The 16,951-nt window shown below is 74.0% G+C and carries 19 protein-coding genes; 9 read left to right on the top strand and 10 right to left on the bottom strand.

What is annotated here, in order from left to right; translation table 11 throughout:
- Positions 1–40: 40 nt before the first annotated feature.
- From C6W10_RS27720 to C6W10_RS27710, 3 genes are all read right to left on the bottom strand, one after another.
- Positions 41–1,024, bottom strand: coding sequence for a TIGR04222 domain-containing membrane protein (locus tag C6W10_RS27720; RefSeq protein ID WP_107261853.1), 984 nt, complete (start codon positions 1,022–1,024; stop codon positions 41–43).
- Between the two features lie 152 nt (positions 1,025–1,176).
- Positions 1,177–1,815: a LysE family translocator gene (locus C6W10_RS27715; protein WP_107261851.1), complete on the bottom strand. Its 639-nt coding sequence runs from the start codon at positions 1,813–1,815 to the stop codon at positions 1,177–1,179.
- A 2-nt stretch (positions 1,816–1,817) separates the two neighbouring features.
- Positions 1,818–2,564 (bottom strand): metallophosphoesterase, encoded by a 747-nt coding sequence (locus C6W10_RS27710; protein WP_107261849.1) that lies wholly within the window; start codon positions 2,562–2,564, stop codon positions 1,818–1,820.
- A gap of 111 nt (positions 2,565–2,675) precedes the next feature.
- Between C6W10_RS27710 and C6W10_RS27705 the strand changes: the two genes are divergently transcribed.
- Both C6W10_RS27705 and C6W10_RS27700 read left to right on the top strand, forming a co-directional pair.
- A complete protein-coding gene (locus tag C6W10_RS27705; RefSeq protein ID WP_107261847.1) occupies positions 2,676–3,287 on the top strand; it encodes an ABATE domain-containing protein in 612 nt (203 codons plus the stop codon).
- Positions 3,288–3,498: 211 nt separating this feature from the next.
- Entirely contained in the window at positions 3,499–3,846 is a 348-nt protein-coding gene (locus tag C6W10_RS27700; protein ID WP_159104773.1) for a hypothetical protein, read from the top strand.
- Between the two features lie 3 nt (positions 3,847–3,849).
- Here the strand turns inward: C6W10_RS27700 and C6W10_RS27695 are convergent, their stop codons facing one another.
- Positions 3,850–4,926 carry a BTAD domain-containing putative transcriptional regulator gene (locus tag C6W10_RS27695; protein WP_107261843.1) on the bottom strand — a complete coding sequence of 359 codons (1,077 nt, stop codon included), beginning with the start codon at positions 4,924–4,926 and terminating at the stop codon, positions 3,850–3,852.
- Here C6W10_RS27695 and C6W10_RS37545 point away from each other — a divergent pair.
- The 3 genes from C6W10_RS37545 (at position 4,915) to C6W10_RS27685 (ending at position 6,565) form a co-directional block, all read left to right on the top strand.
- Entirely contained in the window at positions 4,915–5,055 is a 141-nt protein-coding gene (locus tag C6W10_RS37545; protein ID WP_159104771.1) for a hypothetical protein, read from the top strand. The two genes, C6W10_RS27695 and C6W10_RS37545, sit on opposite strands and share 12 nt — an antisense overlap.
- 172 nt (positions 5,056–5,227) lie before the next feature.
- Complete coding sequence (locus C6W10_RS27690) at positions 5,228–5,980, top strand: G5 domain-containing protein (protein ID WP_234361457.1); 753 nt, start codon at positions 5,228–5,230, stop codon at positions 5,978–5,980.
- A gap of 78 nt (positions 5,981–6,058) precedes the next feature.
- Positions 6,059–6,565, top strand: a complete 507-nt coding sequence (locus tag C6W10_RS27685) for a GNAT family N-acetyltransferase (RefSeq protein WP_107261841.1) — start codon at positions 6,059–6,061, stop codon at positions 6,563–6,565.
- A gap of 54 nt (positions 6,566–6,619) precedes the next feature.
- Here the strand turns inward: C6W10_RS27685 and C6W10_RS37540 are convergent, their stop codons facing one another.
- Complete coding sequence (locus tag C6W10_RS37540) at positions 6,620–7,426, bottom strand: hypothetical protein (protein ID WP_159079608.1); 807 nt, start codon at positions 7,424–7,426, stop codon at positions 6,620–6,622.
- 119 nt (positions 7,427–7,545) lie between these two features.
- The gene (locus C6W10_RS27675; protein WP_107261839.1) at positions 7,546–8,559 is read right to left on the bottom strand and encodes a L,D-transpeptidase; all 1,014 of its coding nucleotides are present in this window, start codon (positions 8,557–8,559) and stop codon (positions 7,546–7,548) included.
- Positions 8,560–8,703: 144 nt separating this feature from the next.
- Here C6W10_RS27675 and C6W10_RS27670 point away from each other — a divergent pair, with 144 nt between their 5' ends.
- On the top strand, positions 8,704–9,138 hold the full coding sequence (locus C6W10_RS27670) for a VOC family protein (protein ID WP_107261838.1): 435 nt from the start codon (positions 8,704–8,706) through the stop codon (positions 9,136–9,138).
- Between the two features lie 12 nt (positions 9,139–9,150).
- Here the strand turns inward: C6W10_RS27670 and C6W10_RS27665 are convergent, their stop codons facing one another.
- Entirely contained in the window at positions 9,151–10,314 is a 1,164-nt protein-coding gene (locus tag C6W10_RS27665; RefSeq protein WP_107261836.1) for a MerR family transcriptional regulator, read from the bottom strand.
- 165 nt (positions 10,315–10,479) lie between these two features.
- Between C6W10_RS27665 and C6W10_RS27660 the strand changes: the two genes are divergently transcribed.
- Both C6W10_RS27660 and C6W10_RS37535 read left to right on the top strand, forming a co-directional pair.
- Positions 10,480–11,298 carry a trypsin-like serine protease gene (locus tag C6W10_RS27660; RefSeq protein WP_107261834.1) on the top strand — a complete coding sequence of 273 codons (819 nt, stop codon included), beginning with the start codon at positions 10,480–10,482 and terminating at the stop codon, positions 11,296–11,298.
- A gap of 719 nt (positions 11,299–12,017) precedes the next feature.
- A complete protein-coding gene (locus C6W10_RS37535; RefSeq protein ID WP_159104770.1) occupies positions 12,018–12,422 on the top strand; it encodes a peptidase inhibitor family I36 protein in 405 nt (134 codons plus the stop codon).
- A gap of 262 nt (positions 12,423–12,684) precedes the next feature.
- Here the strand turns inward: C6W10_RS37535 and C6W10_RS38840 are convergent, their stop codons facing one another.
- Positions 12,685–12,867, bottom strand: coding sequence for a hypothetical protein (locus tag C6W10_RS38840; RefSeq protein WP_234361456.1), 183 nt, complete (start codon positions 12,865–12,867; stop codon positions 12,685–12,687).
- 2 nt (positions 12,868–12,869) lie between these two features.
- Entirely contained in the window at positions 12,870–13,019 is a 150-nt protein-coding gene (locus C6W10_RS38835) for a hypothetical protein (RefSeq protein WP_234361455.1), read from the bottom strand.
- A 320-nt stretch (positions 13,020–13,339) separates the two neighbouring features.
- Between C6W10_RS38835 and C6W10_RS27645 the strand changes: the two genes are divergently transcribed.
- Entirely contained in the window at positions 13,340–16,180 is a 2,841-nt protein-coding gene (locus C6W10_RS27645; protein WP_234361454.1) for a LuxR C-terminal-related transcriptional regulator, read from the top strand.
- A gap of 13 nt (positions 16,181–16,193) precedes the next feature.
- Here C6W10_RS27645 and C6W10_RS27640 read toward each other — a convergent pair whose 3' ends face one another.
- Entirely contained in the window at positions 16,194–16,871 is a 678-nt protein-coding gene (locus C6W10_RS27640) for a BON domain-containing protein (RefSeq protein WP_107261828.1), read from the bottom strand.
- Positions 16,872–16,951 lie beyond the last annotated feature (80 nt).

Raw genomic sequence — 16,951 nt, 5'->3', positions numbered from 1 at the left:
CGGCACGCCTTCGTTGGCACGCCTTCGTTGGCGTGCCGGGTCAGCTACCGCCGCCGCCTCCGCCGCCTCCGCCGCAACCGCCGCCGCCCCCGCAACCACTTCCGGCACTGTCGCTCCCGCCACCGTGCCAGCCGCCGCTGTCGGAGCCGAACCCGCCCACACTGCACACGAAGCCGCCGCTGCCGCCCGAGTCGCCGCTCGACCCGCCGGCCGTGGCGACCCCGAGCCGCTGCTGGATCCCGGCCTCGGCGGCGAACTCCGGGTCCGCCGCCCAGAACGCCGCCGGGCCGAAGAGCGCGACCGACATCGCCGCGCCGGTCGGACCGTAGGTGCTCCAGGCCGGCTGCTGGGCCGGGGACAGGTGCGCGTGTGCGGTACGCAGGTTGCCCAGTGCCCAGTCGCCGGCCCGGGTCCGCACCGGTGGACGGCGCCCGAGCAGTACGGTGGCGATGCCCAGCCCGACCAGGACGAGCACCAGCGGCAGCCAGGGCTCGCCGGTCGAGACCTCGGCGAGCAACCGGAGTACGCCGAGCAGCAGCACCCCGCCGAGGAGCCAGGTCGAGCCGCGAAGTGCCCGCCGGGTCTCGGCCCCGGGCATCAGCCCGGCCTGCTCCAGCCCGGTACGCAGCCGGGACAGCTCCATCGCCACGCCCGAGTCCCAGGTCAGCTCCCGTGGTCGGCGGCGCTGCCCGGCGAAGCGGTGGACCGCCGCCGCCAGACCGCTCGCCCCGACCGGCCGGTCCCCGGCGACCACCAGGTACCGGTCCGGGGCGGGACCGATCGCGATCGCACCGGCGTTGCGCAACCCGGCCAGGGCCGTGTAGACGGCCAGCCGCTCGCCGCCGTTGAGGTAGCCGACCTGGTCGGCGGTCAGCGTCGAGGTGCGTACGCTCTCCGGCCCGGCGAGGATCTGCCGACGCCGGGAGGTGGCGTACCCGACGACCACCACCGCCAGCAGGAGGTAGCCCGCCAGGAAGGTCGACGCGCTGATTCCCCAGGTCAGGTTGCTCGGATCAAGAGTCATGGCCCCGTCCCCGTCCACTTAGGCCGAACGTTCTTAGATTGTGCGGCCGGGAGGACGGAGCAGTGCCGTTGATCACTGTTTCTTGACCGAAGCTTGCGGCTGGCGGGCCGGTTCGTCCGCAAGCCGGAGCTTTCGGCCGGGTACCGGAACGCTCAGCTGACCGCCGTACGGACGCCGAGGCCGACCAGGATCGCGCCGGTCGCCCGGTCGAGTGCCCGGCGGACCCGTACGGTGCGCAGCAGCCGGGCGGCCGCGCCCGAGATCGCGGTCCAGCCGGCGAGCCAGCAGCCGGCGAGGAGCGCGTGCGCGGTGCCGAGCACCAGCATCGGGACCAGCACCGGTCCCCGCACGTCGAGGAACTGCGGTGCGAGGGTCAGATAGACGGCCGCCGCCTTCGGGTTGAGTACGTTGCCGAGAAATCCCTGAAGGTACGGGTGGTGCCCGCGCCACGGCAGCCGCCTGGGCGGGGGCGCGGCCGGCTCGTCCACCGTGCTCGGTCGGCGGCGGCTCGCCGACCAGATCAACCACAGTCCGAGGCCGACGAGATAGCCGGCACCGAGCAGTTTGACCAGCAGGAATGCCTGCGAGGAGCGGAGTACCAGCGCGGCCAGCCCGACGGCGGCGAGCAGGGCGTGCACGTAGAGGCCGCTGAGCGTACCCAGGATCACCCACCAGCCCTGCCGGCGCCCACCGGCGGCGACCCGCGAGACGACCAGGGCCAGACTGGTGCCCGGGGTCGCGGTGATCGGCGCGACGGCGGCCAGGAAGCCGAGTACGGCGATGCCCCGCATGCTCAGCCGACGACCCGGTAGTGCGTGGTCAGCAGGCCCGCGTCGTCGTAGACGTGGAACGCCACCCCGGGTGGCTGGGTCAGGTCGAGCAGCGGCCCGTCGCTCTCCCAGGGCAGCCGGAGTGTGGAGGCGACGCCGGGGGCGATCCGGAGCGGCCGGCCGGCGAAGGTGCTCGCGGCAGCGGTGTGGAAGTGCCCGGTCAGCACCGCGACGACCTGCGGGTGGCCGGCGAGGAGTTCGGCCAGCGGCTCGGCCGGGAGCAGCCGGATCGGGTCGGCGACCGGATGGTGCAGCGCGACCGGCGGGTGGTGGAAGGCGACGAAGACCGGCGCCCCGGCCGGCGTCGAGCCGAGTTGGTCGGCGAGCCAGCCCATGGTCTCCGCGTCGAGGTGCCCGTCGTCGCGGCCGGGCACCGACGAGTCGGCGAGCAGGAAGACCGCGCCGGCCACGTCGTGCCGGCGGTTGATCGGGCCGGTTCCGCCGCGTGGGTCGCCGAGCAGACCCTTCCGGTACGCGTCCCGCGCGTCGTGGTTGCCCGGGCAGACCAGCACCGGCAGTGGCGAGGCGAGGAGCTTGGCCGCGATCTCGTATTCGGCCACCTCGCCGTGGTCGGCGATGTCCCCGGTGACCAGGATCGCGTCGACCGGTCGCGGCAGGGCGTGCAGGTAGTCCATCACCCGGGCGGTCCGGTCCGCCGACCGGGGATCGCTGTCCAGGTGGGTGTCGCTGAGGTGGGCGATGACGAGCACTCGGTTCCCCCTAATGGTTACTCGCGCTTCAACCATTAGGGACGCTACCCTGGGCCCGGTCGCCCGGACAAGCCGCCAGCAGCGGAGACCCGTCAGCAGAGGAGAGGCAGGATGTCCCAGCAGCTCGCGCTCGCCCTCGCCGGCACGATCCGGCACGACGGCAACGGCGGCGTCGCGGACGACCTCGCCGACGTCGCCGGGCTGACCGGCTGGCTCGGGGAGCAGGCCGAGCCACTGCGCGAGTACGCCGGCAGTCTCGACCCGGCCGGGGAACTGGCCGACGAGCGGCTCCGGCTCGACGTGGTCGGGGTGCGCCGCGCCGCGCGTACCCTCTTCGCCCGGGCGGTCCACCCGGGGCCACCGAGCCGGGCCGACTCCGCCGCGCTGCTCCCGGCGCAGGACGCCGTCGACCAGCTCAACCGGGCCGCCGGGCGATGGCCGGTCCGGCCGGTACTGAGCTGGCCCGACCAGGCGGAGCCCACCCTCGCCTGGTCCGGGGAACCGGCCGATGCCCGGGTACGCCTGGTCGCGGGGCTGGCCCGGGCCACGATCGAGTTCCTGACCAGCCCGGCCCGGGACCGGCTGGCCGCCTGCCCGGCGCCCCGCTGCGTGCGCTACTTCGTCCGGGAGCACCCGCGTCAGGAGTGGTGCAAGGCGTCCTGCGGCAACCGCGCCCGCGTCCACCGGCACTACCGGCGCCACGCGGCGGACCGGACCGACTGACCCGTGCTCATCCGGCCGGCGGCACTTCCGCCCGGCGTGGCCGGTTCTGCCGGTTCTGCCGGTCCGTGCCGCGCTCCGGCCCGGGTCCGCCCAGCCCAGGCGGGCTGGCCCGGAGCCGGCCCGGCGCACGCCCCGCTACCGCAGGTACGCCCGGCACCGCGCCATAGCGTTGCGGGGGTACCGCACACCCCCGGGCGATGGGAGCAGGAAGATGCGTCGGATTCTCGCCGTGCTCACCGCGGCAGTCATCGGAGTCGCACTGGTCGCACCACCGGCGCCGGCCCTGGCGGCCCCCGGTGACCAGCGCTGGTCCTGCGGCAGCGTGCCGGCCGGCTGGGTCGTACTGGCGTACGGCGGAATCTGCGACCCGAACACCCGGGCCAGCTATCTCTTCGTGCAGCAGGCGGAGGGGATGCCCGCCGGCTCGTCCCTGACGGTGTGCCAGTTCTCGCCCATCCCCGGCGGTTGGCGGATCGTCTACGGACCCGTGCACGTGAGTGCCTGCGTCGTCAACTGGGGCAGCTCCTCGCCCAACGCGTACATCATCTCCAACTCCTGACCGTCACGCCGGGCGGCCGTCGGTGCCGGGTACCTGCTGGCGCAGTACCCGCAGGTGTGCGGCCCGGAGTTCCGCGCCGGGCAGTACCCCGAGTTCGTCGGCGAGGTGTGCCCGCAACCGGCCGAAGAGCCGCAGCGCGCTCGCCTGCTGCCCGGTACCGGCCAACGCCAGCATCAGCCGGGCGTGCAGCCCCTCGTGCAACTGCTCCACCTCGGCCACCTGGGCCAGCGGCGTCGTCGCCCGACCGGCGGCGCTGGTCGCGAAGGCGAGGTCGGCCAGGGTCAGTACGCAGTCCAACCGGTGCCGGGACAGGGCCGTCGCGGCGGGATGCCGGAGCAGCCCGGTCCCGGCACCGGCCAGCAGCGGCCCGCGCCAGCAGGCCAGCCCGGCGGAGAAGAGTTCGACCGCCCGGTCCAGTTGCCCCCGGCGGTGCGCCCGGGCGGCCCGCTCGGTCAGGCAGCGGAAGCGTCCCGCGTCGACCCGGTCGGCCGGCAACGCGAGTCGGTACCCGTGACGGTCGCGGACGATGACCGGGGCGGTGGCCGAACCGGCGTACCCGGCGCGGACCAGCCGACGCACCCTGGTCAGATAGGTCTGGACCAGGCCGCGACAGCTACGCGGCGGCCGGTCCCACAGCACGTCGACGATGTCGCAGACCGGCACCGGCTGGTCCGGTTGGACGGCGAGCAGACCGAGCAGGAGCTGGTGCTTCGGCGGCCCCACGTCGACCGGCCGGTCGCCGTGGCGGATCCGCAGCGGACCCAGCACGTCGATCCGGAGCGACCGGTCCCGCTCGCCGGGCCGGCCGGCGGTGGTGGTGGAGCCGAGCCGGGCCTGCTCGGCGGCGGAGAGGTCGAGGGCGGCGGCGAGCCGGGTCAGTACCCGGCGCTGCGGCTGCCGTACCCGGTCGTGCTCCAGGTCGCGTACGGTCCGTACGCCCACTCCGGCCCGGGTCGCCAGGGCAACCTGGGTCATCCCGGCCCGCGTCCGGTATCCGCGGAGCAACGCGCCGAACGTGCCCGACTCTTCGCGCACAGCGCCCGACCCCCACCGCAGCGGTAGACGTAGATGCCGATCCATCGGCTGCGCCGAGACTCGCAGCCGGGACTGGACGCCGACTGGATCGCCGCTGGACCCGGTGGGTGGCGGCTCGACACGGCGGCGGTCGGTCCGCGCCGGATCGTCCGGCCGGACCCGGTGACCCGGTAGGAGGGCTCGGATGTAGTCCCGGGGGTACCCGGGTGCTCCTACGTACGGCGGCGAACGGAGCCTCCCGGCCACCCGCCGCAGCCATCGGTGGGTCGGCGGAGGCCGGTCGGCGTCACGAAGTGTCGCCGGTCGACCACTATGGATGATCTAGCTCTGCGCCAAGACTGCTCCCGTGACCTATCAACCGCACGAGCCCGGCGCCTACCCGCACACCCCGCAGCAGCCGGTGTACCAGCCGCCCGGCGCGGCGTACCCGGCCCGTCCCCGACCCGGCCGGCTCGGCCGACTCGGTCCGGGGCAGAAGGCCGCGCTCTTCGTCGGTGGCCCGGTGCTCTCGCTCCTGCTCTGCTGCGGTGGGCTGGCCGCGATCGGGAACGCCGCCGATCCCGACACCGGTTCGGCGAACACCTCCTCGGCGGCGGATGCGCCCGCTCCGGCCGCCTCGTCGGGGTCGCCGAGTTCCCCGGTGACCGAGGCGTCGGAGATCCCGAGTCCCGCGCCGACCTCGGCGGGCCCGACGACCGAGCGACGCAGGGTCACCGAGACCCGCAGCATCCCGTTCGGTCAGCGGACCGTGCAGGACTCGTCGCTGGCCAAGGGGAAGCGCGAGGTGCGGACCGCCGGGGTGAAGGGCGCGAAGACCCTCACCTACGAGGTCACCTACGTCAACGGGGTGCAGACGGCCAGGAAGCTGGTCAAAGAGGTGGTCACCAGGAAACCGGTGACCCAGGTCGTCGCGGTCGGCACCAAGGAGACCCGCAGGTGCGATCCGAACTACAGCGGTTGCGTACCGATCGCCAGTGACGTGGACTGCGCCGGTGGCGGCGGCAACGGTCCGAAGTACGTCAGCGGCCCGGTACGGGTGATCGGCGACGACATCTACGACCTTGATCGCGACGGCGACGGCTACGGCTGCGACGACTGAGCGCGTTGGGGTCAGGATGCGGGGGTGGACGGCGGAATATCGCTGGCCGCCTGCCGGCCGGGCCGGGAGGATGACCCGATGCGGATCCGACCGGCCCGCCGGCAGGACCTCCCCGGACTGCGGGACATCGAACGGGCCGCCGGGCGGTCCTTCCGGGACGTGGGGATGCCCGAGGTCGCCGACGACGAACCACCCTCCGTCGAGGAACTGGCCCGGCACCAGCGTGCCTGCCTGGCCTGGGTCGCGGTCGACGCCGACGACGTACCGGTCGGCTACCTGGTCGCCGAGCCGGTCGACGGCAACCTGCACGTCGAACAGGTCTCGGTGCATCCCCGGGCCGCCCGCCGGGGCGTGGGCCGGCAACTGCTCGAACACCTCGCGGCACACGCCCGGGCGGCCGGGGTACCGGCGTTGACCCTGACCACCTTCACCGACGTACCGTGGAACGCCCCGTACTACGCGCGCTGTGGCTTCGTGGTCCTCGACGAGCCGGAGCTGACCCCGGGGCTGGTCGCGATCCGGGCCCGCGAGGCAACACACGGCCTGGACCGCTGGCCCCGGACCTGCATGCGCCGGGACCTGTAGCCCGGTCCGGCGCCCCGAGAGCGCCCGGCGGGTGGCCGGGGGACCGCAACAGGCTCAGATCTTCTCGACCTGGGCCGGAGCGGGCGGGGCGACCTCGGCCGGAGTGCCGTAGCTCGCGAAGGTGACCTCGGTGTCGAAGAGCATCAGTTGGGTGGAGGAGCCGACCTTCAGCCGTACCGGCCGGCCGCTTCCGTCCAGATAGAGCGAGACCTCCAGCACGACGGCCTCGCCGACCTGCTTCGCCCAGGCCGCCATCTGCGGCCCGGCGGAGTCCAGCGAGAAGTTCCAGTCGACGGTGTAACCGGTGGTGCCCTCGGGCTCCCCGGGTGCCGGGGTGGCCTCCAGGCCGGTCGCCTCGGGCAGGCCCTGGTCGAGCAGGAACAGCGGGTCGAGCAGCCGGGACATCACCAGTACGAACCACTCGGGTGCGATCGGCTGGTCCAGGGTGGCCCGCCAGCCCGCCGGGACCGAGAACCACTTCTTGCCCTCCGGCAGCTTCCACTGCGACGAGGTCAGGTACGCCGACGTGTCGACCGCGACCAGTCGACCGTCGATCGTCCGGGGCTCGCCGGAGCCGGTCGAGGTCCGGTAGCTCCAGGTGACCGCCATCCCGCTGCCGGCCATCACCTGGGCCTCGCCGGTGATGGTCCCGCCGGCGATCGTGCCGCCGCTCTGCCTGGTCTTGAAGGTGGCACGCAGGGTCCGAGCCTGTTTGACCGCGTCGGTCGCGCCCCGCATCGCCGTCGGCTCCGCGGGCGCCGCCCCGGACTCGCCGCCCCCGCCGAGGCTCTGACAGCCGGTCAGCACGACCAGCGCCACGACGGCAGCCAGCACGGCACCGCCACGGTGCATCCGAGTCATCCCGCTCCCCGTTCCGGTGTCTCGGTAACCATCCGTAGAACGGCGGAGCCTAGCACGCGAGCGGCGGCGTGCCGGCCGAGCGGCCGGAGGGGTCACCCGGGCGGGACCGTCCGGAGGTGTCAGCGGGCCGCCATCGGGACCGGGCCGGCCCCGGAGAGCCGCTCGGGTGCGGAGAACCGGTCCAGCACCAGCAGTTCGGTGCCGGGGGACAACTCGGCGAGCAGGAGTTCCTGTGCCTTCCGGGCTATCCGGATGCAGCCGTTGCTGTTGTTCCGGCCGAGCTGGCCGGGGTCGTACCAGGCGTGCAGTCCGATGTGCGCGCCGCGCAGCCCGGACGGTACCGAGTTCGGCTCGTCGGGTACGGCGCCGAGCGCGAAGACGGCGGTGTCGGCGTAGACCCGGCCGGGCAGGGTCGAGCGGCCGAGGATGAACGTCCGGCCCAGCGGGGTCGGCGTGGCCGAGGTGCCGACGCTGACCGGCCAGGAGCGGACCAGCCGGTCGTCCCGGTACCAGTGCAGCCGGTGGGTCCGCCGGACCACCACGACCAGGTCGCGCAGTCGCGTGGCGCTCCACGGCCCGGGCGGCACCCAGGCGATGGTCCGGTTCGCCGACGGCAGCAGCACGGCGGCCCAGCCGGCCCGGCGCGTCACGATCGGCACGGTCACCGGCACTCCGCTGATGGTGGGCGCGATGAAGGCCCGGGGCCGGCCACCCGGCGCGTCGTACGCGGCGACCCGGCGGATCGGCCGGAGGCCCTCGCCGAGCCGTACCGTCGACATCGGCGCCGGGTCGCGGGGAAAGCCGCGCGGTGCCGGGCCGTAGTCGATGGTCGGGAGGTTCGCCGGGGGTGGCGCGGCGGGCAGCGTCGGCTCGGCGCTCGGCGGTGCGTCCGGGGCGGCCGGCGTCGGCGGGAGCCGGTCGACCGCCGCCGGTGGTTGCTCGGCGGTCCGCCGTGGTCCGGGTGCCTCGTTGACCACCACCACCGCCAGCACGAACACCCCGCCGAGTACGGCGAGCGCGGCACCGGTCCGACGGAGTGCCCGCCCCGAGGCTCTGGCCCGCTCCGAGGCTGTGGCCTGCTCGGCGGCGCTGGCCCGCCCCGAGGGTATCGGGTTGAAGCGGACAAAAGGCATCTAGCTACCTTATGCGATCGACTCCTTCCGTCGGGTCATTCGGGCGGGCCCGCGTGTCCCCGGCCGGCGGCGGAGAGCGGCTGCTCCGGTTGAAGCGATGCCACCTTCCGGGCGACCAGCCGGACCCGTGCCAGACTGAGGGCCATGACTGAGCCGTCCCCGGTCCGACAACTCCGGCTGGTGGTCACCGCCGAGGACTACGACCAGGCGCTCCGGTTCTACCGCGACGTGCTGGGCCTGCCCGAGCGGGCGGCCTTCTCCTCCCCGGACGGTCGGGTCACGATCCTGGAGGCCGGCCGGGCCACCCTGGAGATCACCGATCCGGGGCACGCCGAGTACATCGACGAGGTCGAAGTCGGCCGCCGGGTCGCCGGGCACATCCGGGTCGCCCTGGAGGTCGACGACAGTCCGGCGGTGACCGCGACCCTCGCCGACGCGGGTGCGACGGTGCTGGCCGAGCCGACCCGTACGCCGTGGAACTCGCTCAACTCCCGACTGGCCGCGCCCGGGCACCTGCAACTGACCCTCTTCACCGAACTGGATGCCGAACCCGAACACCCCGGCCCGGAGCCGGACTGAGGTTCCGGCCGGTCAGATCCGTACCGGCATCAGGATGGAGAAGGCGCGGTCGTCGTCGGGTCGGCGTATCGCCAGCGGACGGATCGGCCCGTCGAGTTCGAGGACCAGTTGGCCTTGGCCCGGCTCGGCCGCGTCCAGGGCGTCGAGCAGGAACTCCCGGTCGACTCCGACCCGCACCACCGGGTCGGCCGGCGGGGCGTCGGCGGCGGAGACGGTGAGCCGGTCGGCGGCGTCGACCGCCAGCACGCTGACCGCGCAGCGGGTGCCGTCGTCGGGGCGTACCACGGTGCGGGTCTCGCCGGTGGTCAGCCGCTCGCGCAGTCCGGCCACGTCGACGGTCACCCGGCGGCGTTCCGGCCCGCCGGTCGCGGCCCGGAGCAACCGGCGGTAGTCCGGGAATTCGTGCTCCATCGGGGTACCGGTGACCCGGCGGTCCCGGACCCGCAGGCCGACGGCGGTGGGGCCGAGGGTGAGCGTCGCCGGCCAGCCACCGGTCAGCAGGGCCCGGGCCGCGTCGACGAAGGCGACCGGCGCGGTCAGCCGGGAGACCCCGAGCCGGGACGCCGCCGCCCCGCCCCCGCCAGCGTCGTCCGGGCCGGTGTCGGCGACGACCTCGGCGGCGTCGTCCGGGCCGGTGTCGGCGACGACCTCGGAGACGGCCATCCGGTACCGGTCGGTGGCGACCAGCCGCAGCACGTCCCGGTCGAGTTCGAAGTGCACGCCGCCGAGCATCGGCAGCCCGGGGTCGGCGCCGACCGCGAACCGGACGGCGTCGACCGCCGCCGCGAGCTTCCCGCCGGGTACGGTCAGCCGGACCTCCGGCTCGGCGGCGGTGCAGAGTACCCGGAGCCGGGCCGCCTCCCGGCGGGCGTCGGCGAGCCCCTCCTCCAGCCGGTGCAGGTGCGCGTCGAGCAGCCGGGAGACGGCGGCCGGGTCGGAGCCGCGCAGTTCCAGTACCCGGGTGATCTCGGCCAGCGGCATCCCGATCCGGCGCAGGCCGGCGAGCAGGCGGGCGGCGGGCAACTGCCGTTCGGCGTACCGGCGGTAACCGGTGCCGGGGTCGACCGACGCGGGTGGCAGCACGCCGGCACCGTCGTAGAAGCGCAGCGCGCTGATGCTCAGGCCGCTGGCCCGGGCCATCTCGCCGATGCCGAGAAGTCGGCCGCTCCCGTTCATGAGCAGGCATTCTGCCCCCTCGACCAGGTCGAGGGTCAACCCGCCGCACCCCTGCCGTCCGGCGCATCGCGCGGTGGTAGGGGAGAAGGGATATGTATCTACAAACATCTATTCGGCGCTAGTGTGCTGGCTGACCGCGACTCCGACACCCCTGGAGGTCTGCCCATGTCCCGACCACACCCGGCGCGCGTGCTCATCCGCCGCACGTGCCTGGTGGCCGCGCTGGTCGCCGCCGGCCTGTCCCTGCCGGCCGTCGCCTCGGCGGCGCCCTCGACCGCGTACGCGAACGTGCCGGCGGCGTCCGACGCGCCCGCACCGGAGGCCACCGACGGCGACGGCGGTGTCGGCACGCTGGTGGTGAACGGCCGGCCGGCGTCGGAGAACTATTCGTTCCTGGTCTACACCTCGGGCTGCTCGGCCTCGCTGATCAAGGCCAACTGGGTGGTCACCGCCAAGCACTGCCCGACGCCGAGTTCGGTGCGGGTGGGCAGCGTGAACCGCAGCAGCGGCGGCACCGTGGTCAGCGTGGTACGCGCGGTGAACCACCCCTCCATCGACGTGAAGCTCTTTCAGCTCGGCACTTCGGTGAGCCACGCCCCCGCCGTCATCCCGAGCACCTCCGGCGCGGTCGGTACGGCGACCCGGATCATCGGCTGGGGGCAGACCTGCCCGACCCGGGGCTGCGGCTCGGCGCCGACCATCGCCAACGAGCTGGACACCTCGATCGTGGCCGACAGCCGGTGCTCCGGCATCAACGGGACGTACGAGATCTGCACCAACAACACCAACGGCAACGCGGGGGCCTGCTACGGCGACTCCGGCGGCCCGCAGGTGCGCAGCGTCGGCGGCCGGTGGAACCTGATCGGCGCGACCAGCCGGGCCGGTAACAACAACTCGACCTGTGCCACCGGGCCGTCCATCTACGGCGACCTGCCCTCCATCCGGTCCTGGATCAACACCCAGGTCGGCGGGCTGCCCTCCTGACCGACCCGCTTCCGAAGACCCCCACCCGGGCCCGGCGACCGGTTCGCCGGGCCCGCGTCGTGCCGCCGGGGCGGAGCCGACGACGGTGGGCCGGAGCGGGGTACGAGAAAAGACGTAACGGGCCGGAAACTGTACGGCCATAGTCCTGCGCCCGGTCCTGGGTGGTTATCGAACAGTTGCGATAAACGGTGTCGAATCGGGTTACGGGTTGTTGTGAGCGCCATGGCAGCGTGTTAGGGTATCGACGTTGTCTGATGGCTTGGCCAGGGCGATTCCTGCTTTCTCCACCGAGGACCGCGTACGGGGGCGTCGCGTGAGTGTGAGAATTCCGTTGTTCGATGCCGCACAATGGCGTGCCGGGCAAGAACCCGATCGATGACTCGCTGACACCACGCGGGCCACGGCCACCGCCGGTACGCCCGCGCCGCCGCCCGCCGGTCACGGACCGGCTCCGGGCGATCCGGCGACCGCTTCCCGCCCGGGCGCCACCAGCGCCGGGCGAGCCGTCGTCGCCTGTGGATACGTCAGCGGTGGGCTGCGGGCCCACGACCGCTCCGGGTGTTGCGGCGTTACACCCGGCCATCGTGTCGCCCGGCCTTCCGTCGACGTCGGCCCGTACCCCGACGCACTCGCACCCGGTTTACCGGACGGGACTCCTCCCTGCCTTTTGCCATCGTTTCTGGAATCGGTCAGAAAAAGGGGGAAACATCATGCGAAAATTGCGCACCAATAGGCGGAACGGCTTCCGGGTGTTGTTGTCGCTGGCCACCGCGGCAATTATCCTCGGCGCGTACGCCGGGCCGGCGACGGCCACTGCGGCCCCGGCCGATGCCGATCGGGCGACGACGAGTAGTGGGACCTGCGAGTTCTCCAGTGCGCTGTGCCTGTTCGAGGGGACGTCGTACACCGGGGCCCGGTTCACCGTCTCCGCGCTCGACCCGGCCGTCGGAGCCTGTGTCGACCTGGTCGAGCACGGCTGGGGCGAGCGGGCCCACTCGTGGATCAACACGAACAGCCGGGCGGCGCTGCTCTACGTCAACGACGACTGCACCGGTCGGCCGATGCTGCTCAGCGGCAGCAACCCCGCCTTCACCTTCCCGGCGAAGAGCGTCTTCGTCTACTGAGCCCTCCCCAGCGGAGTGGGCACAGCGGGGGCGGCCGGGGAGAGGCTGACCACCGGAGAAGAACCGCGAGAGTAGTTAGGACCAGTTCAGGCAGTCGGTAGCGGCTGAGGCAGTCGGGAACGGCTGCGGCGGCCGGGATCGGCTGACGACCGGCACGACCGGCAGGAACGCCGGCGAGTCGGCCGGCCGGGGACGGCGGCACCCCGGCCGGCCGGCGAGGCGGCGGCACCCGGCCCGGACCGGGCGGCCGGCAGGGCGCCCGTCACCGCAGTACCTCGCCGGTCTCGGCCAACTGCTTCGCCTGGCGCAGCGCGGTGCGTACCGCCTCCCGGCGGTCCTCGCCGGTCAGCCAGGCCGACAGTCTGGCGAGCGGGGGCGGCTCGTCCTCGCAGAGCACGGCGACGAGTTCGGTGCCGCGACCGCCGGGCGCCGGGCGTACCGTCACCGTCACACCGGGACCGAGCCCGGCCAACGGCTCGGGAAGCTGCCCGTCCGGTGCCAGTTCGGCGGCCGGTCGATCGTCACCGCGTACGACCGCGAACCGGCGGCGTCGACGCGGCAGTCGGGTACCCCCATCGCCTCCTCCGCCGCGCTCACGTCCCGGGCCGGTCGGCCCGGCGCCGTCTGTCCTGTCTCGGCTGTGCTGTCGCGGCCCCGTCTCGGCTGTGCTGTCTCGGCTGTCCTGTGCCGCCTGTCCGGGGGTTCACGGGTCCGCGTCCCGTGGTCTCGAATGCGCGCTTCGGTCCGGGGCCCCGGGTCACCGCGCCAGGGGCGCGAGGTCACCGCGCCAGGGGCGCCCGGGTCGCCATCGTCCGGCGGCGCCGGGTGAACCAGGCTCGTCCGCAAGGGGTGAACCGCGACGGGCCGGGTAACCGCCTCGGACCGTCGTACCGGCGGGTCGGAAGAGGTGGTGGGCATTGTCGGAACGGATCGAGGCTCGGGTCGAGGCCAGGGTCGAGGAACGGATCGAGGAACTGGTCGGAACCGTCGTGCCCGGCACCGGAGCGGCATCCGCCGGCCAGGACGGCGGGGCCGGGCGTCCGGTGCCGCCGCTGCTCACCGCCAAACTGGCCGCCGCGCCCCGCTCCGGCGCGGTGCTGCTGCCCCGGCCCCGGCTCTTCGAACTGCTCGACCTCGGCACGGCCGGGCCGTTGACCGTGGTCTCGGCCTCGGCCGGCTGGGGCAAGACGGTGCTGCTCAGTTCCTGGTGCCGGGCCCGCAACGCGACCGACGGCCGGGCCGGGAAGAGCCCGGACCGGGGCCCGGTGGGCTGGCTCTCGCTGGAGCCGGGTGACGGCGGGGCACGACTCTGGTCATACCTGTACGCCGCGCTGCGCCCGGCCGTCGACGGGCCGGAACCGGATGGCGGGGCGGAACCGGACCCGGCGTACGGGCTGGAATCCCTCGCCGACCAGTTGGCCCGGCGTACCGGACCGGCGACCCTGATCCTGGACGATCTGCACCACGTGGACGACCCCGAGGTCTCCAGCGGGTTGGAGTTCCTGCTCCGGCACACGGCGGGACGGCTGCGACTGGTGATCGGCTGCCGTACCGACCCGGGGCTCGGCCTGCACCGCTGGCGGCTCAGCGGGGAGCTGACCGAGATCCGCGCCACCGACCTGGCGTTCCGTCCCGACGAGGTCGCCGACCTCTTCTCCGCGTACGGGGAGCCGTTGCCGCCGGAGCAGACCCGCAGGCTGGTCAGCCGCACCGAGGGCTGGCCCGCCGGCCTGCGGTTCGCCGCGCTCGCCCTGCCGGGCCACCCCGACCCGGCCCGGTTCGTCGACGAGTTCACCGGGGAGCATCCGGACGTCGCCGCCTATCTGAGCGAGGAGTTGATCGCCGGGCTCTCCGGTGCCGCCCGGGAGGCGCTCTGCCGGGCGTCACTGGTCGCCGGTTTCTCCGTGGAACTGCTCGACACGCTGACCGGCCGGACCGACGCGGCCCGGGTACTGTCCGAACTGGACCGTCTCGGCGGGTTCGTGGTTCCGCTCGGCGGCCGGCCGGCGGGATACCGGTGCCATCCGATGCTCGGCGAACTGCTCCGGTCCGAGTTGGCCCGCCGCCCCGCCGAGCAGGTGGCCGAGCTGCACCGTCGGGCCGCCACCTGGTTCACCGCCAACGACCTGCCGGCCGAGGCGCTCCGGCACGCGCTGGCCGCCCACGACTGGCCGTACGCGATCGGCGTGCTGCTGCGGCACTGGCCCGACCTCGTCCCCTACGGCCAGTACGCGCCGACCCGGCCGGCGCCGCCGGCACCCTCGCCGGAGGTGGTCCGTACCGATCCCGAACTCGGGCTGGCCTGCGCCGCCGACCGGCTGGACGGGGGCGAGCCGGCCGCCGCGACCGACTACCTCGGGATGGCCGCCGCGCACACCGACCTGCTCGACGCCGCCCGCCGGCACCGGTTCCGGCGGATCGCGGCGGCGCTGCGGCTCGCCGCCGCGCACCTGCGCGGAGACGAACCGGCGGTGCGGGCCGGTGTCGCCGACCTCCTCCGCCCGGATCCGCTCGACCCCAACCCCAACCCCGACCTCGATCCGGCCGGACCGGGGGGTTCCGAGCGGGACGATCTGGAATTGCGGGCCGGGGCGGTGGCCAGGATGGTGCCGGGGATGACCCGGTTCGGGGCCGGCGAGCTGACCGCCGCCGAGCCGGAGATCGCCGACGGGCTGGCCGAGGCGACCCGGGCGGGACTGACCCGGGCCCGTCGGCTCTGCCTGGGCCGGTTGGCGCTGGCCCGGGCAGTCCGGGGCGAGCTGACCGGCGCCGACGAGGCCGCCCGCGCGGCCCTCGGCACGGCGCCCTTCGACGGGCTGGTCCGGCCGGCCGACGGCGTACACGCCTATCTCGCGCAGGCGCTGGTCGCGCTGCACCGGGACCGGACGGACGACGCGGACGCCAACCTGGCGCTCGGCCTCCGGGCCGCCGAGCACGTCGACGAACCGCTGGTACACGGGCTGGTCGGCATGATCCAGGCGCGGCTGCTGCGTGACCGGGGTGACCTGACCGGCGCGCACCAGGTGCTGGCGGGCAGCCGCCGCCGCCTCGGCGACCGGGCGGAGGCGCAGCCACTGGCGAACTGGCTGCTCGCCGCCGAGGCGGATCTCTGGATCGACCACGGCGACGTCGAGCTGGCCCGGGAGATGCTGACCCCGGCGGTGGAGCGCGCAGTGGCTCCGGTCGAGCCGGTGGCGGTGGCGCTGTCCCGGGCGCACCTGCGGGGGCGGGATCCGCAGGCCGCCCTGCGTACGTTGCCGGACTGGGCGGCGCCGGCCGGTGCTGGCGGGCCGCTTCCGCTGCGGCTGGCGGCCGGAGTGCTCGACGCGAGCGCGGCCCGGCTGACCGGCGACCACCGTCGCGCCACCCGGGTGCTCGAAGAGCTGCTCCGGCTGGCCGAACCGGAGGGCTTCCGGCAGGTCTTCACCCGGGCCGATCCACCGGTACGGGACCTGCTCGCCGCCCACCTCGACTCGGGTACGGCGTACTGGCCGATGGTGCGGGAGCTGCTCGACGCCGCCGACGGGGCGGCCGGACCGGTGACGCCGACGCCGCCGCCGCTGGGTGAGCCGCTGACCGAGCGGGAGCTGACGGTGCTCCGCTACCTACAGAGCATCCTGTCCAACGTGGAGATCGCGGCCGAGCTGTCGCTCTCGGTGAACACCGTCAAGACGCACGTCCGGAACATCTACCGCAAGCTCGACGCCACCCGGCGGCGCGACGCCGTACGCCGGGCCCGCGAACTCAACCTGATCTGACCGGCCCGGCGCCTCACAGCCGTACCGTCAGGTGGTTGTCGACGTGCGTCACGCCCGGCGCCGACCAGGCGACCCGTTCGGCCTCCTCGCGTTCGAGCCAGGACCGGACGTCGCCGGTCAGCACCACCGAGTCGCCCTCGATCCGGATGTCGATCCCCGCCGCGTCGGTCTCCACGCTGCGGACCAGTGCGCTCTGGATCCGCCCGAAGATCTCGTCCGGCTCCGGTCGTTCGTGCGGCCGCACCGAGATCCCGTTGGTGAGGCCGCGAACTCCGGCGAGCCGGCGTACCGCCTGTTCGGCGGCGCGTCGCTGGTACTCCCACTCGACCTCGCCGCGCAGTACGACCCAGCCGGTGGAGACGGTCACGTCGATCTCCGAGGTGGGGACGAAGGCGTCCCAGTCCAGCGCCCGGGTGACCGCGGCGGCGATCTCGGGGTCGTCGCGCTCGGCCGAGGAGGGCAGGCGTACCTCGAGGTCGTTGGCGACCGCCCGGACCCGGTGCACGCGGTGCGCGGCCCGTTCCGCCGCCCACTTCTTGGCGTAGTTGTCGACCCAGCCGCGCAGGGTCACCACGCCCTCCTGCACCGCGACGCCGATCTCGTTCGGCTGCACCCGGGGTTCCCAGGCCAACTCCGCCAGGATGTCGCGCTGGATCTCCTCGTCACTGCGGCTCGTCGCGCGGCTGGCCATTTTCGCTCCTCCGACGGTCGAGTGCGGCGGTCGGGTCGACCGGTAGGCTGCGCCTTCCGGTCACGTCCGCGATCGACTCT

The sequence above is a fragment of the Plantactinospora sp. BB1 genome (genome assembly GCF_003030385.1).
Lineage (GTDB): Bacteria > Actinomycetota > Actinomycetes > Mycobacteriales > Micromonosporaceae > Plantactinospora.
Note: the sequence above shows the minus strand (reverse complement) of the source record. Positions and strands in the feature narration are given on the sequence as shown.

What these genes read in the sequence shown, in the direction of transcription:
- C6W10_RS27720 (WP_107261853.1), bottom strand. Translation starts at nt 1,024, where the DNA reads ATGACTCTTGATCCGAGCAACCTGACCTGGGGAATCAGCGCGTCGACC.
- C6W10_RS27715 (WP_107261851.1), bottom strand. Translation starts at nt 1,815, where the DNA reads ATGCGGGGCATCGCCGTACTCGGCTTCCTGGCCGCCGTCGCGCCGATC.
- C6W10_RS27705 (WP_107261847.1), top strand. Translation starts at nt 2,676, where the DNA reads ATGTCCCAGCAGCTCGCGCTCGCCCTCGCCGGCACGATCCGGCACGAC.
- C6W10_RS27700 (WP_159104773.1), top strand. Translation starts at nt 3,499, where the DNA reads ATGCGTCGGATTCTCGCCGTGCTCACCGCGGCAGTCATCGGAGTCGCA.
- C6W10_RS37545 (WP_159104771.1), top strand. Translation starts at nt 4,915, where the DNA reads ATGCCGATCCATCGGCTGCGCCGAGACTCGCAGCCGGGACTGGACGCC.
- C6W10_RS27695 (WP_107261843.1), bottom strand. Translation starts at nt 4,926, where the DNA reads ATGGATCGGCATCTACGTCTACCGCTGCGGTGGGGGTCGGGCGCTGTG.
- C6W10_RS27685 (WP_107261841.1), top strand. Translation starts at nt 6,059, where the DNA reads ATGCGGATCCGACCGGCCCGCCGGCAGGACCTCCCCGGACTGCGGGAC.
- C6W10_RS37540 (WP_159079608.1), bottom strand. Translation starts at nt 7,426, where the DNA reads ATGACTCGGATGCACCGTGGCGGTGCCGTGCTGGCTGCCGTCGTGGCG.
- C6W10_RS27675 (WP_107261839.1), bottom strand. Translation starts at nt 8,559, where the DNA reads ATGCCTTTTGTCCGCTTCAACCCGATACCCTCGGGGCGGGCCAGCGCC.
- C6W10_RS27670 (WP_107261838.1), top strand. Translation starts at nt 8,704, where the DNA reads ATGACTGAGCCGTCCCCGGTCCGACAACTCCGGCTGGTGGTCACCGCC.
- C6W10_RS27665 (WP_107261836.1), bottom strand. Translation starts at nt 10,314, where the DNA reads ATGAACGGGAGCGGCCGACTTCTCGGCATCGGCGAGATGGCCCGGGCC.
- C6W10_RS27660 (WP_107261834.1), top strand. Translation starts at nt 10,480, where the DNA reads ATGTCCCGACCACACCCGGCGCGCGTGCTCATCCGCCGCACGTGCCTG.
- C6W10_RS27640 (WP_107261828.1), bottom strand. Translation starts at nt 16,871, where the DNA reads ATGGCCAGCCGCGCGACGAGCCGCAGTGACGAGGAGATCCAGCGCGAC.